The 14,948-nt window shown below is 67.9% G+C and carries 14 protein-coding genes; 6 read left to right on the top strand and 8 right to left on the bottom strand.

Annotated elements, in window-relative coordinates; all coding sequences use genetic code 11:
* Positions 1–9: 9 nt before the first annotated feature.
* Positions 10–4,104, bottom strand: a complete 4,095-nt coding sequence (locus ABDZ81_RS16035; protein WP_343775084.1) for a DUF7289 family protein — start codon at positions 4,102–4,104, stop codon at positions 10–12.
* 244 nt (positions 4,105–4,348) lie between these two features.
* Between ABDZ81_RS16035 and ABDZ81_RS16030 the strand changes: the two genes are divergently transcribed.
* Entirely contained in the window at positions 4,349–4,540 is a 192-nt protein-coding gene (locus ABDZ81_RS16030) for a hypothetical protein (RefSeq protein ID WP_343775082.1), read from the top strand.
* Here ABDZ81_RS16030 and gatA read toward each other — a convergent pair.
* Both gatA and gatC read right to left on the bottom strand, forming a co-directional pair.
* Positions 4,537–5,811 carry an Asp-tRNA(Asn)/Glu-tRNA(Gln) amidotransferase subunit GatA gene (gene gatA / locus ABDZ81_RS16025; RefSeq protein WP_343775080.1) on the bottom strand — a complete coding sequence of 425 codons (1,275 nt, stop codon included), beginning with the start codon at positions 5,809–5,811 and terminating at the stop codon, positions 4,537–4,539. The genes ABDZ81_RS16030 and gatA overlap by 4 nt on opposite strands.
* Before the next feature lie 2 nt (positions 5,812–5,813).
* A complete protein-coding gene (gene gatC, locus ABDZ81_RS16020) occupies positions 5,814–6,092 on the bottom strand; it encodes an Asp-tRNA(Asn)/Glu-tRNA(Gln) amidotransferase subunit GatC (protein ID WP_343775078.1) in 279 nt (92 codons plus the stop codon).
* 328 nt (positions 6,093–6,420) lie between these two features.
* Between gatC and ABDZ81_RS16015 the strand changes: the two genes are divergently transcribed.
* Complete coding sequence (locus ABDZ81_RS16015) at positions 6,421–7,257, top strand: alpha/beta fold hydrolase (RefSeq protein ID WP_343775076.1); 837 nt, start codon at positions 6,421–6,423, stop codon at positions 7,255–7,257.
* A gap of 173 nt (positions 7,258–7,430) precedes the next feature.
* The gene (locus tag ABDZ81_RS16010) at positions 7,431–8,390 is read left to right on the top strand and encodes a transcription initiation factor IIB (RefSeq protein WP_343775074.1); all 960 of its coding nucleotides are present in this window, start codon (positions 7,431–7,433) and stop codon (positions 8,388–8,390) included.
* 30 nt (positions 8,391–8,420) lie between these two features.
* Here the strand turns inward: ABDZ81_RS16010 and ABDZ81_RS16005 are convergent, their stop codons facing one another.
* Both ABDZ81_RS16005 and ABDZ81_RS16000 read right to left on the bottom strand, forming a co-directional pair.
* A complete protein-coding gene (locus ABDZ81_RS16005) occupies positions 8,421–8,798 on the bottom strand; it encodes a DUF7475 family protein (RefSeq protein ID WP_343775072.1) in 378 nt (125 codons plus the stop codon).
* A 145-nt stretch (positions 8,799–8,943) separates the two neighbouring features.
* Positions 8,944–9,819, bottom strand: a complete 876-nt coding sequence (locus ABDZ81_RS16000; protein WP_343775070.1) for a universal stress protein — start codon at positions 9,817–9,819, stop codon at positions 8,944–8,946.
* Between the two features lie 108 nt (positions 9,820–9,927).
* On the opposite strand from ABDZ81_RS16000, the gene ABDZ81_RS15995 reads away from it, so the two are divergent.
* A complete protein-coding gene (locus ABDZ81_RS15995) occupies positions 9,928–10,407 on the top strand; it encodes an NUDIX hydrolase (RefSeq protein ID WP_343775068.1) in 480 nt (159 codons plus the stop codon).
* A 128-nt stretch (positions 10,408–10,535) separates the two neighbouring features.
* Positions 10,536–11,330, top strand: coding sequence for a CBS domain-containing protein (locus ABDZ81_RS15990; protein WP_343775319.1), 795 nt, complete (start codon positions 10,536–10,538; stop codon positions 11,328–11,330).
* A 58-nt stretch (positions 11,331–11,388) separates the two neighbouring features.
* Here the strand turns inward: ABDZ81_RS15990 and ABDZ81_RS15985 are convergent, their stop codons facing one another.
* Both ABDZ81_RS15985 and ABDZ81_RS15980 read right to left on the bottom strand, forming a co-directional pair.
* Positions 11,389–11,745 carry a DUF7522 family protein gene (locus ABDZ81_RS15985; RefSeq protein WP_343775066.1) on the bottom strand — a complete coding sequence of 119 codons (357 nt, stop codon included), beginning with the start codon at positions 11,743–11,745 and terminating at the stop codon, positions 11,389–11,391.
* A 112-nt stretch (positions 11,746–11,857) separates the two neighbouring features.
* Positions 11,858–12,919: a phosphotransferase family protein gene (locus ABDZ81_RS15980; protein ID WP_343775064.1), complete on the bottom strand. Its 1,062-nt coding sequence runs from the start codon at positions 12,917–12,919 to the stop codon at positions 11,858–11,860.
* 265 nt (positions 12,920–13,184) lie between these two features.
* On the opposite strand from ABDZ81_RS15980, the gene ABDZ81_RS15975 reads away from it, so the two are divergent.
* Complete coding sequence (locus ABDZ81_RS15975; protein ID WP_343775062.1) at positions 13,185–14,402, top strand: acyl-CoA dehydrogenase family protein; 1,218 nt, start codon at positions 13,185–13,187, stop codon at positions 14,400–14,402.
* A gap of 48 nt (positions 14,403–14,450) precedes the next feature.
* On the opposite strand, the gene ABDZ81_RS15970 is transcribed toward ABDZ81_RS15975, so the two are convergent.
* Positions 14,451–14,942: a small multi-drug export protein gene (locus tag ABDZ81_RS15970; protein ID WP_343775061.1), complete on the bottom strand. Its 492-nt coding sequence runs from the start codon at positions 14,940–14,942 to the stop codon at positions 14,451–14,453.
* Positions 14,943–14,948 lie beyond the last annotated feature (6 nt).

Raw genomic sequence — 14,948 nt, 5'->3', positions numbered from 1 at the left:
TCAGCGCGGTCAGCCCTCCAGTTCGATCTCGTCGACCGGCGCGTCGATCACTGACGGATCCTGCTCCGGTCGCTTGGTAACCGAGAGCGGCGCCGTGGCGGAACTGTCCTCCACGGCGACCTCGACCGTGTAGTCGCCGTCGCTCTCGAAGTCCCTCGGATCGACCGTGAAGTCGACCCGCTCGGTCTCTCCCGCGTCGACCTCGATTCCCGAATCGGCGCCGACGATCTGGCCGGTGCTATCGACGAACAGGCCCGCGTTGGTCTCCCAGTCCGTGGTCCCAGTGTTTTCGATCTCCGCGGTAACGGTCGTCGACGACTCGTTGGCCTCGTAACCGCTCGCGGGAACGTCGAACGACACGTCGAACGACGGCGCGGACGCCGTACCGGGCGGCGTGACGGTCAACTCGTCCGACGCGGCGGCGTCACCGGCGCGCACGGTCAGGGTGCGGTTTCCGGGATCGACGCCGGCCGTCGGGACGTTGTAGGTTACTTCGCGTTCCTCGCCGACGCTGAGCGTCGATAGCTCTCGGGCCGTCCGCATCTCTCCCTCGATCTGGACACCGGACCCGACCGTCCCCGCAGTGTCGTCGACGTTTTCGACGGTCGCGGTGACCGCGGCGACATCGCCCTGTTCGACCTCGTCCGGTACGTCGTCGACGGAGACGTCGAACTCGGCGGTCGAGTCGACGTCGGGTTCCCGAGTTTCCAGCAGCATCAGCGCGTAGTCAGTGCCGGCGCCCTCGCCGTCGAGCTCGACGAGGATGACAGCCTGGTTGTCCGACAGCGTGAACGTGCCGTTCCGGATCAGGCTGCCGTCGTAGCTCTCGAGCAGCGCCTCGGGACCGTCCTGGTACCACGCAAGGTCGTCGAACTCCTCGAGGTCGTCGCCGTCAGTGTAGATCCGGTGGTGCGACACGGACGCGTTGTCGCGCTGGTCCCGCCGATCGTCCGCGGCGACACAGCGCGTCCGTTCGTACTCCTCGCCGTCGTGAGTGACGGTCTCGTCCGTTCCCTCGGACTCCTCGCAGTCGTAGGCCGCGACGCTCGTCGAGACGAGCGAGCCGAGATCGATGTCGTCGACGTTGTACGTTCGCGGGCCGGCGGTCGGATCGTTGACGTTCGAGGCGTTCTTATCGGGGGTCGATCCGCCCAGATCCCCGTCCGGCGAGAGGGTGTAGCTCTCGCCGCCGACCCGTACCGCGGTGGTCGCGGACTGGTACTCGATCTGCTTCGTCCGGTCGCGAACCGTCTCGCCGGCGATCTGGTCGAAGACGCGCTCGAGCTCGTCGGCTTCGTCGGCGGGGTAGAACTCGCCCCCGGTGGTGTTGGCGACGTCCTCCAGCAGCGCTCTGTCCGCGTTGCCGAGGCCGACGGTGTAGACGGCGATGTCCTTCGCGGCGGCCGCTTCGGCTGCTTCGCGGGTGCGGTCGTTCTCGTCTTCGGTCGACGCCCCGGCGACGTCGTTCTCGCCGTCGGTCAGCAGGACGATCGCTTTCTCGCCGTTGTCGTCGGCGTCGTGTTCGTCGATCGCGTTTCTGATGCCGGCGGTGATGTTCGTGCCGCCGTCGGCGCTCGCTTCGACCTCCGAACGGGCCGTCGCGGGATCGGTCAGTTCCTGAATGGTGTTCGCGTCGGATTCGAACTCCGTGATGGCCGCTCTGTCGCCGGCGGAACCGTTCAGCGCGTCGATGAACGACCGCGTGGCATCGACGCGTTGTTCGGCGGGATCGAAGCCAGCGTTCCGAATCTGGATCTCGTCTTCCGGATCGGCGTCGAAGTGAATCTGTCGGGGGATCGGCGTCCATCCATCCTCCGTCACCGTCCATATGTGGTCTGAGAACGTGTACCTCATCCCGTCCGTTCGGTCGATGGACGTCCAGTTGCCATCCTCTCGGACGTACGGCAAGACGCCGCGTTCAGTGACGGTGTAGTCATACGTTTCCGGATCGTCCCAGCCGCCGAAGTCCCGTTCGGAATCCGTGAGATACCCTTCGTCGATGGCCTCCTCGACCGTGATGGTCTCCGTCTCCGGGTAGTAGTAGGTGTTGTCCCCGGTCCCCATCGTATGCCAGTAGTATTCGATGTCCATCGATCCGGACCGGTCGAGCGTGAACACGACGTCGAGCGGCGTTCGCTCGACCTCGCTCTTGTCGATCTCCTGGGCGATTTCCGAGCCGACGAACGTCAGGCTCGCCTCGTCCTGGTTGACCCGGACGGCGTTAGCGCTCTCGTCCTCTTCGATCGTGCCGCAGGCCGCACCGAGTCGCGTAACGCACTCCTCGTCGCCGTCGGCGTCCCCGATCTCGAGGTCGCCGGTGAGTTCGACGCCGTCGAGCGTGACGGTCGTTGCGTAAGACCCGTCGACTGACGGATTCACAATCTCGTCATCTTTGTCGTACTCGATCACGAGGCGGTCCCCAGCGCGCAAGGTCGGGTTGCTGTGTCTGAGATCTATCGTGACGGTGGAAGCGCCGTCGGTGATTGTGACGCCGTTGTTGGGGTGGATTGCGCCCGGCGGGACGTCGTCCTCGATGTCGCCGTCGGCATCCGTATCGATCCCGATCGCCTCGATCTGGTTCCCGGGATCGGCGAACGCCGACGCGTCGACGCTGCCCGTCGGGTAGTCGATCGTTATGTCGTCGAGCGACTCGCCGTCGAGCGCCGACCCGTCGTCGACGGTGTGTTGCACGACGTGCCGGGTGTCTTCCCCGGGCGTGTCGTCGACCGCGCGGACGAGCGCGTGGACCCGGAGGACGGCTGTGTCACTCGCGTCGCCGACGACCACCTCGACGCTGTGGTCGCCGCGGTCGAGGGGCTCGGAGGGCGCCTCGAACGAGAGCCGTTCGGAGCCGCCGGCCGGGATCGAAACGCTGTCCTCGACGGCGACGAGTCGGCCGTCGACGAGCAGTGCGGCGCTGGTGTCGCCGTCCGCCGAGCCGGTGTTGTCGACCGTCGCGCCGATCGTGCGCGTTTCGCCCTCGGTGACGCCGTAGACGCGTTCGTCGATATCGACGTCGTAGGACGGTTCGCCCGTCGATCCGCCGCCGGTCACCGTCGTGACGTTGAGGTCCGCACCGGTGGTTTCGTCGCCGTCGACCTCGACGCGGAGATCGTGGACGCCGGTGCCGACCCGGGCTGCGGGGAATTCGACGACCGCGCGTTCCGTTCCGTTTTCGTCGACGGAGACGTCTTCGACGCCGAGCAACTGATCGGGCTCCGCCCAGAGTGCGACAGTCGTGTCCCCCTTAGCGCCGTCGTTGGACACCTCGATAGGAACTCTCGCGGTCGGACCGGACACGACGTACTCGTCGTCGTCGGGGCGATCGTAGTCGACGAACCCGGCGTCGAACTCCGGCGTCGACTCCGCGTCACTGTCGTCCGACGCGTTCGTCGAGAGGTTGTAGGTAACCGACGCCCGTTCGGCGTCGTGATCCATCGTCGGATCGTTGCCCGTCTGTCGCGACAGGTAGCGCCCCCAGGCGTCGTAGTGCTGGCTCTCGACGATGATCGTCACGTTATCCGCCGGAGCGTGTTCGTCGCCCAGAATTTCGCTGCCGAGGGACCGTGTGTTGCTGGCGTTTTTCTTCGCCGTGAGGCTGTCGCCGTCGTCGACGGAGCCGTCCAGTTTCGTGACGGGGAACGACAGCCGGCCGTCACGGAGCGTCAGCGACGGCCGCGAGACGACGACGCTACCGTTCTCCACCGACCGAAACACGCCCCCGCCCTCGAGGGACACCGTCTGACCGTTGTCGGCCTCGTAGCGTAACGAGCCGAGTGTGACGTTCGTCGATCGGTCGCTGTAATTTCCGTTGACGACCAGCGTTATCCGGGCGTCCTGGGTCAATCGGGCGTCGCCCGACGTTTTCAGGGAGGTCCGGTTCTCGTCGGCGGAGAACGACAGCTCTCGAAGATCCGAGTCGGCCTGCTGCATCGACGTTTCGGCCTGTTCAAGCGATCCCTCTGTCTGCATCGCGTCGATCAGCGACATCCCGCCCAGCGCGACCAGCGTCGCGCCGAACAGCACCATCCCGAACAACAGGACGATGCCGACGATGGGCGAAAGTCCACGTCGGTCGTCCGGCGGATCGGCCACAAGATTCATGTTATAACTATACTGCAAGTACTACGTTATAAAATATTCCCTAACGGCCTATCGCGGTTGAAGTAATTGTGAATTCGATACGAGCAACGGAGTGGAATCGGCGTCCCGTGCGGACTGGGAAAGCGAGACGGCGGCCGTGCGTGGGTTGCTCGGACGGTCAGCGCGCACGGGACATCCGATCTCTGCGTGCGAGAGGCCCGACTCCGTCTGGAGTCCTTATTGCCGTTGGCCCCGTAGGACTCCCGTGAAGTTCTTCAAAGGTGCGTATCGGCACATCGCGGCGCCGGACAACGACGTTCCCGAGCCCGTCGACGACGCGCCGCCGACCTCGCTGCGAACGAAACTCGCGATGGCCGCGGTCACGTTCCTGTCGGCGGTCGTGGCAACGATGACCCTACAGAGGTACAGGCGTCGAAAACGAACGAAAGATGTCTAACCTTGGTCCAGCGCGCTCGCCGCGCGAACGATCGTCTCTTCGCCGAACGCGGGGCCGATCAACTGCAGCCCGACCGGCAGCCCATCTGTCTCGCCGGCCGGCACCGAGATCGCGGGTAAGTCGGCCAGATTGACGGGCGTGGTGTTGGCGTCCGCGAGATACATCTTCAGCGGATCGTCGAGGCTCTCCCCCAGCTCGAACGGCGGGATCGGCATCGTCGGGCTCGCCAGCACGTCGGCGTCGGCGAGCGCCTCGTCGAAGTCCTGCTTGACCCACGCGCGGGCGTCTTGGGCCTTCTTGTAGTACTTGTCGTGGTAGCCGGCCGACAGAGCGTACGTGCCCAGCAGGATCCGGCGCTTGACCTCGTCGCCAAAGCCCTCGCGGCGGGCTTTCGAGAACGCCTCGTTCCAGTTGCCCTCGAACCCGCCGGAGTGGCCGTAGCGGACGCCGTCGAACCGCGCGAGGTTCGAGGACGCTTCGGACATCGCGATCACGTAGTACGCCTCGACGGCGTGCTCGACGGAGGGCAGGCTCACCTCGTGGTAGCTCGCGCCCTGCGCTTCGAGCTCGTCGATCGCGCTCCAGAACTGCTCGACGACGCCGTCGTCCGCGCCGTCGAGTAGCTCGGTGGGGACGCCGATCTCCAGCCCGTCGACGTCGCCGTCGGCCGCTGCGGCGTAGTCGGTGTCGGCGCCCTCCTCGCGCGTCGTCGCGTCGTTCGGGTCGGGACCGCTGATCGCGTCGAGCAGTTCGGCGGCTTCCTCGACGGTCGGCGCGAGCGGGCCGATCTGCTCCAAGCTGTTGGCGTACGCCACCAGCCCGTACCGCGAGACGAGCCCGTAGGTCGGCTTGATGCCGACGACGCCGCAGAACGCCGCGGGACAGCGCACCGACCCGCCGGTGTCCGAACCGAGCGCGAGGTCGGCTTCGCCCGCCGCGACGGCGGCGGCGGACCCGCCCGAGGAGCCGCCGGGGACGTGACCCGGCGCGGCGGGGTTGTCGGTCGGGCCGAACGCCGAGGTTTCGGTCGTCGTCCCCATGCCGAACTCGTCCATGTTGGCCTTCCCCGCGACGTCGGCGCCGGCGTCCTTGAGGCGCTCGACGACCGTCGCGTCGTACGGCGGGACGTACTCGTCGAGCATCGCGGATCCGCAGGTCGTCCGGATCCCCTCGGTCGAGATGTTGTCCTTGACGGCGACGGTCTTGTCGGCGAGCGGTCCGTCGTCGTCGCCCGCCGCGGTCTCCTCCGTGATGAAGATGTTCTCGGACATGGTTAGGAGACGTTCGGGCCCTTGAAGTAGCCGTCCTCGGTTTCCTCGGCGTTCTGCAGGGCCTCCTCTTGGGTGAGCCCCTCGTGTTCCTCGTCGGGGCGCATCACGTTGACCAGGTCGGCCTCGCGGTCGACTTCGGGCACCTCGTCCAACGTCTCGAAGTAGTCGAGGATGTCCGCGAACTGCGCGGCGAACTCGTCGACGGTGTCGTCGTCGAGGTCGACCCGCGCCAGCTCTGCGACGTGGCGGACATCCTCGGGACCGGCGGGCGTGTCGCTCATGCACGGAGGAACTGGCGGGCCGGGAGTAAGCATTTCGATTACAAGCCCTCACTCGCTCCCTGCGGTCGCTCGTTCGCCCTTGTATTCCGCCAGGACCGCACCGCCTCCGCACCCGCACCGCAACCGCACCCGCACCGCAACCGCACCCGCACCGCAACCGCACTCGCACCGCAACCGCACCGGCGGGCCGCCGAGGGCGGCCACGCCGGCCTGCCCTCCCCCGAGACGCGACACGGAGGTCGCGTCTGGCCTCTCGGCTACTGCTCGGCCGGTCGACAGCGCTCTCTCGGACCCAACGCTCACCACTCGGGGCGTGGACGCTGAACGTATGGAGTACGACCAGTGGCGAGAGCAACTGCAGACGACGACCGTCCCGGTCGACGAGCACGAACTCGACGTGGCCTACTACGACGAGGGTGAGGGCGACCCCGTGCTATTCTTGCACGGCATCCCGACGTCCTCGTTCCTCTGGCGTCACGCCGCTCCGGAGATCGCGGAGGACAGGTGGGTGATCGCGCCGGACATGGTCGGCTACGGACAGTCGGAGATGCGCGACTCGTTCGACCGCTCGATCCGGGCCCAGGAGGCGATGATCGACGCGCTGCTCGACGAGCTGGGGATCGATTCGATCGCCTTCGTCGGCCACGACCTCGGCGGCGGCGTCGCGCTGCGGTACGCCGTCCACGAGCCGGATCGGGTCGACGCGCTGGTGCTCTCGAACGCCGTCGCGTACGACTCCTGGCCGATCGAGACCATCATCGAACTGGGGTTGCCAGGCACAATCGGGGAGATGGACGTCGAGGACCTCCAGGGAACGCTCGACGGGATGCTTCGGAGCACACTGGCGGGCGACCCGGACGACGCGTTCGTGGAGGGGATCCAGGCGCCGTGGCGGTCCGAGGAGGCGAAGATCTCGCTGAGCCGGAACGCAGTCGGGACGAACACGAGCCACACGACCGAGGTCGACCCGAGCGAGATCGCGGCGCCGACGCTGCTGCTGTGGGGCGCCGCCGACGAGTTCCAGCCGATCGAGTACGCCCAACGGCTGGAATCGGACATCGACGACGCGGAGATCGTCGGGCTCGACGGCGCCTACCACTGGGTTCCGGAGGACCGACCCGACGAGTACACCAAGGAGCTACGGTCGTTCCTCGACGGGGCGTGAGCGGCGGGCGGAGACGCCCTGACGACCGACTTTTGACGAGGCTCGGACAAACACGGGAATCACCGATAACAGCCGGCAGACGCCGTCACAACCGAATATTTTAAGTCGCTGGAGATACAACATAACAGTGTAACAGAGGGTCTCCGAGCCCCGGCTGTCTCACCAGCACCACAATGACAGACACCAGCATCCGAGAGCGCGCGAGCGACGAGCGATCGACCGAGTCCGAGACCGAGAGCCTCGCCTGTCCGGAGTGTGGCGGCCAGGTCGTCTCGGACGAGGAGCGCGGCGAGACGGTCTGTGCCGACTGTGGGCTCGTCGTGGAAGAAGACGAGATCGACCGCGGCCCCGAGTGGCGCGCGTTCGACGCCGCCGAAAAGGACGAGAAGTCACGCGTCGGCGCCCCGACGACGAAGATGATGCACGACGACGGCCTCTCGACGAACATCGGCTGGCAGGACAAGGACGCCTACGGCCAGTCGCTGTCCTCGCGCCAGCGCGAGAAGATGTCGCGCCTGCGCACCTGGAACGAGCGCTTCCGCACCCGGGACTCCAAAGAGCGCAACCTCAAGCAGGCGCTCGGCGAGATCGATCGGATGGCTTCCGCGCTCGGGCTGCCCGACACCGTGCGGGAAACGGCGAGCGTGATCTACCGGCGCGCGCTCGACGAGGACCTCCTGCCGGGCCGCTCGATCGAGGGCGTCGCGACGGCGTCGCTGTACGCCGCCGCCCGCCAGGCCGGCACGCCCCGCAGCCTCGACGAGATCGACGCCGTGAGCCGGGTCGATCGCGACGAGATCGCCCGAACGTACCGCTACGTGGTCCGCGAGCTGGGACTGGAGATCCAGCCCGCCGATCCCGAGCAGTACGTCCCCCGGTTCGCCTCCGAGCTCGAGGTCTCCGACGAGGCCGAGATGCGCGCCCGCGAACTGCTCCGGAGCGCCAAGGACAGCGGCGTCCACTCGGGCAAGAGCCCCGTCGGGATGGCCGCGGCAGCGGTGTACGCCGCCGCCCTGCTGACCAACGAGCAGGTCACCCAGAGCGAGGTCGGCGAGGTGGCGTCGGTCAGCGAGGTCACGATCAGAAATCGCTACCACGAACTGCTCGAAGCCGACGACGCCGCGCCGGCCTGACGCCCGCTCGCCCGCTGTCGCGGTGTCGAACTACGGCCCGTTTTCCGACGCCGACCCGCTTTCGATGACCAGCAGGTAGGCGAAGACGACGATCAGCGCCACCTGGACCAGCTTGTCGACGATCGCCAGCGCGAGCAGCTGCTGGCCGGCGATCACCCACGCCACGAGCAACAGGGAGACGTAGACGGCGCCGACGAGGTACAGCGGCGGCGCGAACCAGCGCGTGAAGAACACGCCGAGCCCGGCCAGCAGAACGATCCCCAGCACCGCGTACGCCGGTTCGCCCGTCGTCGCGGCGACGTAGAGGTGGATCCCGCCCGTCAGGAGCGCGAGCGCGATCATCGCCCAGTGGACGGGACCGAGAGCAACGGGGCGGAGAACGCCCATATCGTCGGAACGGCGGGCCATACGACGGCGTACGGCCGACGAACGGAAATATCGGTCGCCGGCCCCGTCGAGTTCGCACCCCGGATCCGACGAGCTCAGACCCCGGATCTGACGGCCACCTCTCATCGAACGAGATGCGCCTGCACCGCGGTCGCTTCGCCCGGGATCAGTCCTCCTCGTCCTCGCCGCGAACCGTCAGCACCGGCGCCGGCGCCGTTCGCAGGACGCGCTCGGTGACGCTGCCGAGCAGGAACCGGTCGACGCCGCGGCGTCCGTGGGTGCCCATCGTGAGCAGATCGACGTCGTTCTCCTCGGCGTACGATCGGATCTCGCGGTGGATCGAGCCGACGATCGTGTCGGTGACGACGTCGACGCCCGCCTCGCCGGCCTCCGCGCCGGCGTCCTCGACGGCCTCGCGGGCGCGCTCTTCGAGTTGATCGATCATCAGGTCGGCCCGCGAGTCGACGCCGACGGCCATGACGTCGACGACCGAGAGCACGTGCAGCGTGGCGTCGTGGCGCCGGGCCAGCTCGACGGCTCGTTCCATCGCGCGCGAGGCGTGCTCGCTCCCGTCGGTCGGCACCAGGATCGAGTCGTAGGGGTACTCGACCCGGACGTCCTCGTCGGCACGCACGGAGAGCACCGGCACGTCGGCCCGACGAATGACGTGCTCTGCGACGCTGCCGAGCAGGAAGCGCCGGATGGCGCCCTTGCCGCTGGTGCCGATCGCGACGAGGTCGGCCGCGCGCTCGTCGGCGGCTTCGAGAATCGCGTCGCCCGGCTCGCCCTGAACGACTTCGCCCGTGAACGGGACGTCACGAGCGGCCGCGCGCTCGCGTGCGCCCTCGATCACGTCCTCGCCCTCCTGTTCGAGCGCGTCGCGGACGTCGGTTCCGACCGTGGTGACGCTGTCGCGGTTCGTGTCCGCGACGTACAGCGCGCGGACCTCGGCGTCGCAGTCGGAAGCGACGTCGAGCGCGTGATCGAGAGCGGCGTTGGCGGGCTCGCTACCGTCGACGGCGACCAGAATCCGATCGTACATACTCGCCACTTAACGGCGGATCCACTTAGTTCGGGTCCCGGGCCGGTGCGGGAGTGCGGCCGGCCGCGGAGCGGAGAGTACAAGCCCCGGGCGTCGCAGAGAGCCCGTATGGAGACGACGCGTCACTTCGTCGCGACCGTCTACGTCGTCAACGACGGCGCGACGGCGCTCCACGAGCACGACAAGCTGGACATGTGGCTCCCGCCCGGCGGGCACGTCGACCGCGACGAACTGCCTCACGAGGCGGCGCTCCGGGAGGCCCGGGAGGAAATCGGGCTGGACGTCTCGTTGCTGGCCGACGCCGACGGCCCCGAGTCGGAGACCGCTCGGTCGCTCCCTCAACCTCAGCAGTTCCTGCTGGAGGACATCAACGTCACGCCGGAGGGCGTCGGCCACCAGCACGTCGACTTCGTCTACTACGGCGAAGTCGATCACCGCGACGTCACGCCCGCGAAGGGCGAGCAGGACGCCGCCGACTGGGAGTGGTTCGAGCCGGCGGACCTGCGAGCGCGAGCGGACGAGCTGGCCGACGACGTCGTCGAGGTCGGCATCGACGCGATCGAGGCCGTCGAAGACGGTCGGAGCTGATCCCCGAGCGAGCGCGGATTTAAAAACGGACGAGCGAGTAGCTCGTCCCATGACAGGGTACGGTTCCGGGCCGAGACGCCGGAGGGTGAACGATGCCGGACCGGAGTGACGACTCCAACGTGACGCTGATGGAGTTCGACGAGGTCCGCGTCGACGAGTACATGACGACCGACATCGAGACCGTCGGCCCGGACGCGTGGGTGACCGACGTCGTCGACCGCATCAAGGAGGGATCCCAGTTCAACGGGCTCCCGGTCGTCGACGAGGACGAGCAGCTCCTGGGATTCGTCAACGCGATCGACCTGCTGGAGATCTACGGCGACGAGTCGGTCGACGAGGTGATGACCCGCGAGCTCGTCGTCGTCCGGCCCGAGATGACGGTGAAGAACGCGGCGCGGGTGATCTTCCGGACCGGTCACCAGTTCCTCCCGGTGGTCGACGAGGACGGCGAACTGCTCGGCATGTTCTCGAACGGCGACGCGGTCCGCAGCCAGATCGAGCGGACGACGCCCTCGAAGGTCGAGAGCACCCGTCGGATGTTGGAACGGAACCACGACACGTCGATCGACGTCGACGAGCGCGAGATCGAAATTTCCTCGCTGATCCCGACCCAGCGGGAGGTGTACGCGGACGAACTGGAGGGCCGAAAGTACGAGCTCAAAAACGACCTTGCGGAGCCGCTGATCGCCGTCTCGCACGGATCGACGACGTTTCTCGTCGACGGCCACCACCGGGCGATGGCCGCGCGGCGACTCGATCTCGACCGGACGCTGGCGTACGTGCTCGACGTTCCGGTCGAGGACGTCGATGAGCTGGGATTCGAGATGGTCGCCCGCCGCGGCGGCCTGGACTCGCTGGCCGACGTCGAGGTCAACGACTACGTCCAGCACCCGCTCATCGAGAAAACGGAACCGGATCGGTGATCGGGACCGACGAGGTTGCGACGGACCACGATGGGGGACGTTCTTCAGCCGATCGCAGTTACAGTTCGGCGTCCGCGAGGTCGATGATCTCCAGAATGGAAACGTCCGGATCGCGGTCGACCGACGCGAACACGCCCTCGTATCGGCTGCTCGGGAAGATCAGGACGATCACCTCCTCGAACACCTTGATTCTGGCCTGCTGGTCGCCGACGGCCATCCGCTGGCCGATCTCGTCGTTGGCGATGCCGTCGGAGACGAGATTCCGATAGAGATCGTCGAGTCCCTCCCGCGAGTAGCGCTCGCCGACGTCGTCGCGGATGTACGCCACGTCGTAATCGAGCTTCCCGAACGACGCGACCGCCCGCAGGTCCTCGCCCGCCATCGAGTGTAGTTCGTCGGTGAACTCCTCTACCATGGGCGGTCGGTTTCTAGCACGGTCGTAAATAGATTGCCAGTCGCCACTTCCGGCGGCTCGTCCTATACGTCCACGTCGGACAGGGGGTCTGCGGTTAGATGTTCGAGCCCGGCTACAGCTCGATCTCGCCCTCGGCCAGCGCGAGCGCGTACTCGGCCAGTCGCGGGACGCCCGCCTCCATCTTCGGGTACAGCGGATCGGCGGCGTTGCCCTCCAGATGGCGCCGGTAAAACATCTCGCCGAGCGCGCCGAGCTTGTAGGCCGCCAGCACCTGGTAGAAGCGCCGGTGCTCGAAGGCGATCCCCGTCCGGTCCTCGTAGCGTTCGAACAGTTCCTCGCGAGTGGGATACCCCTCGCGCTCGGTGAACGGCTGGAGCAGCTCCGGCGTCGGCGGGTCGGGATCGCCGGGGTCGCGCCAGAACAGCGCCAGCAGGCCCAGGTCGGTCCGAGGGTCGCCCAGCGTCGAGAGCTCCCAGTCGAAGACGGCCGTGAGTTCCGGCGGCGTCCCCGTCGCGAACATGAGGTTGTCGAGCTTGAAGTCGCCGTGGACCAGCGTGTGGGGATGGTCCTCGGGAACGTTCTCCATCAGCCAGCCCGTCAGGTCGTAGATCTCGGGGACTTCGCGGTCCTCGCTGGTGACCTCGAACGCCCAGGTGTACTGCTCGGACCAGCGCTGGACCTGCCGCGCGGTGAACCCCTCCGGGTGCCCGAACTCACCGAGTCCCACGGCCTCGTAGTCGACCTCGTGGATCGCCGCCAGCGTGTCGATGACCTCCTCGCCGAGGCGCCGACGGTGCTCGGGCGTCGCGAACCGCTCCGGTTCGTCGTCGCGGGGCACGTCCCCCCGAGCGCGCTCCATCAGATAGAACTCGCTGCCGATCACGTCGCGATCCTCGCAGACCAGCACCGTCGTCGGCACCGGCACGTCGGTCCCCTGCAGGGCGTCCATCACGCGGTACTCGCGGGTCACGTCGTGGGCGGTGTCGGCCGTCTCGCCCGCCGGCGGGCGGCGCAACACGAGGTCCCGGGCGCCCCAGGTCACCGCCAGCGTCTCGTTGGAGTGGCCCTCGCCGAGGCGCTCGTACTCGAACGCGTCGGCCGGACCGAGTTCGGCGTCGAGATACGACGCCAGCGCGTCGTCGTCGACCAGCCGGTCGAGGTACGCGTCGGTCATCGGGCGCTCGCGCCTCCGCCGTTCGATGCCGCACTCCGGCGTTCCGACGCCCAGGTTCGGCGTCCGGACGTGGCGCTTCGGCGTCGAGACGCCGCTTCGTCCGCGGCGTCGCCCGCCCGAATTTCTTCTCGAACGTTCATGTTGGTCTCGTACGGGGAACGTTGGCAAGTATCTTGGGCCACGGAAATAAACGAAACCGGCGTTGTTCGGATCGCACGACGCCGTTCGGGGGCAGCTTTTTACAACGCAACTACGATGAACGATCATGGAGTACGACGATCCCGAGCGCGGCCGCGCGGCCGCCGAGCGGACCCGCGAGTTCGTCGACGAGGTCGTGATCCCGGTCGAGCGCGAGTACCTCGGCACGGAGTCCGTCCCGGACGAGGAGATCGAGAAACTCCGGGAGCAAGCGCGCGAGCACGACGTGTACGGCCCGCAGATCCCCGAGGAGCACGGCGGGCTCGGGCTGGACTTCCGCGAGCTGCTACCGGTGTTCGAGGAAGCCGGGCGGAGCCTGCTCGGCCCGACCGCGCTGCGCTGCGGCGCGCCCGACGAGGGGAACATGCACACCTTAGAGATGGTCGGCACCGACGCCCAGAAGGAGCGCTGGCTCGCCCCGCTGGCTGCGGGTGAGGCGCGCTCCGGCTTCTCGATGACCGAGCCGATGCAGGGCGGCGGGTCGGACCCGAAGATGCTCCGCACGAGCGCGGAGAAAGACGGCGACCAGTGGGTGATCGACGGCCACAAGTGGTGGACCACGCAGGGCAGCGAGGCCGACGTGCTGCTGGTGATGGCCCGGACCGACGAGGACGCCCACCCCTACCAGGGAACGTCGATCTTTCTGGTGCCCGCGGACGCCGACGGCGTCGAGATCGTCCGCGACGTCCCCCACCTCGGCGGCGCGCCGATGGGGATGAGCCACGCCGAGATCCGCTACGACGAGGTCAGGGTCCCCGAGGAGAACCTGCTCGGCGCGAAAAACGCCGGCTTCGCCATCGCCCAGGAGCGACTCGTCCCCGCGCGGCTCACCCACTGCATGCGCTTTCTGGGGATGGCCGACCGGGCGCTCGACGTCGCGACGGCGTACGTCAGCGAGCGCGAGGCGTTCGGCTCGTCGGTCGCCGACAAGCAGGCGGTGCGCTTCGACGTCGCGGACCACCGAACGCAACTGCACGCCGCCCGGACGATGGTACGCCACGCGGCCGGTCGGTACGCCGACGGCGCCGAAGCCCGCGTCGAGGTGGCGATGTGCAAGACGTTCGCCGCCAACGCCGTGCAGGACGCCATCGACTCCGCGGTGCAGTACTGCGGCGGCAACGGCATCGGGAAGGATCTGCCGCTCGCCGACTTCTACGAGAACGTCCGCCAGTTCCGGATCGTCGACGGCGCCGACGAGGTCCACCGCCGGACGATCGCCAAGCGCGCCTTCGAGGAGCCGCCGACGGAGGAACTGGAGCCGATCACGCGCTTCGGGGAGTTCTAGAGACGCGGCGTCGAGACGCCGCCGCCCGACCGGCCGGCGCGAGGGCGCTCAAACGAGCGCTCCGAGACCCTCGACGCCGTAGAACGACGCCGCAGCGAGGGCGGTCGTCCACGCGAGCAGGCTGACCGCCATCCACGACGCGACGTCGCGCCGCCCCGACCCGAGCGAGAGCGCGAGCACGGCCGCGAGGTGGGCGCCGGTGCTGATCGGCGCCGCGAGCGCGAGGCCGGGCGTGCCGTACCGCTTCCAGAGGCGTTTCGCGCGCCGAACGCGCTTCGAGGGATCCTCATCCGGATCGCCGAACCGGCGCCGGACGAACGCCAGCGCGCGGTCCGACCCCGCGATCACGAACAGGACGGTCGTCAGATTTCCGGCGAACGCGGCGAGCGCGACGAGCACGGGGTTCATCCCGAGCGCGACGCCCGCCGGGACGACGACCAGCACCTCGACGACGGGGATAGCAGCAAGCAGAAAGACGAGCGCGTAGCCCAGCGGCCCGTCGACGCCCGCGAGCGCCTCCGTGCCGATCGTCGGATCCATTCGAGC

The sequence above is a fragment of the Natronoarchaeum mannanilyticum genome (assembly GCF_039522665.1).
GTDB classification, from domain to species: domain Archaea; phylum Halobacteriota; class Halobacteria; order Halobacteriales; family Natronoarchaeaceae; genus Natronoarchaeum; species Natronoarchaeum mannanilyticum.
The sequence above is the reverse complement of the archived record's forward strand: the minus strand, read 5'-3'. Positions and strand labels throughout refer to the sequence as shown.

What these genes read in the sequence shown, in the direction of transcription:
- gatC (WP_343775078.1), bottom strand. Translation starts at nt 6,092, where the DNA reads ATGAGCGACACGCCCGCCGGTCCCGAGGATGTCCGCCACGTCGCAGAG.
- ABDZ81_RS15980 (WP_343775064.1), bottom strand. Translation starts at nt 12,919, where the DNA reads ATGACCGACGCGTACCTCGACCGGCTGGTCGACGACGACGCGCTGGCG.
- ABDZ81_RS16035 (WP_343775084.1), bottom strand. Translation starts at nt 4,104, where the DNA reads ATGAATCTTGTGGCCGATCCGCCGGACGACCGACGTGGACTTTCGCCC.
- ABDZ81_RS16005 (WP_343775072.1), bottom strand. Translation starts at nt 8,798, where the DNA reads ATGGCCCGCCGTTCCGACGATATGGGCGTTCTCCGCCCCGTTGCTCTC.
- ABDZ81_RS15990 (WP_343775319.1), top strand. Translation starts at nt 10,536, where the DNA reads ATGGAGTTCGACGAGGTCCGCGTCGACGAGTACATGACGACCGACATC.
- ABDZ81_RS15995 (WP_343775068.1), top strand. Translation starts at nt 9,928, where the DNA reads ATGGAGACGACGCGTCACTTCGTCGCGACCGTCTACGTCGTCAACGAC.
- ABDZ81_RS15985 (WP_343775066.1), bottom strand. Translation starts at nt 11,745, where the DNA reads ATGGTAGAGGAGTTCACCGACGAACTACACTCGATGGCGGGCGAGGAC.
- ABDZ81_RS16010 (WP_343775074.1), top strand. Translation starts at nt 7,431, where the DNA reads ATGACAGACACCAGCATCCGAGAGCGCGCGAGCGACGAGCGATCGACC.
- ABDZ81_RS16000 (WP_343775070.1), bottom strand. Translation starts at nt 9,819, where the DNA reads ATGTACGATCGGATTCTGGTCGCCGTCGACGGTAGCGAGCCCGCCAAC.
- gatA (WP_343775080.1), bottom strand. Translation starts at nt 5,811, where the DNA reads ATGTCCGAGAACATCTTCATCACGGAGGAGACCGCGGCGGGCGACGAC.
- ABDZ81_RS15975 (WP_343775062.1), top strand. Translation starts at nt 13,185, where the DNA reads ATGGAGTACGACGATCCCGAGCGCGGCCGCGCGGCCGCCGAGCGGACC.
- ABDZ81_RS15970 (WP_343775061.1), bottom strand. Translation starts at nt 14,942, where the DNA reads ATGGATCCGACGATCGGCACGGAGGCGCTCGCGGGCGTCGACGGGCCG.
- ABDZ81_RS16015 (WP_343775076.1), top strand. Translation starts at nt 6,421, where the DNA reads ATGGAGTACGACCAGTGGCGAGAGCAACTGCAGACGACGACCGTCCCG.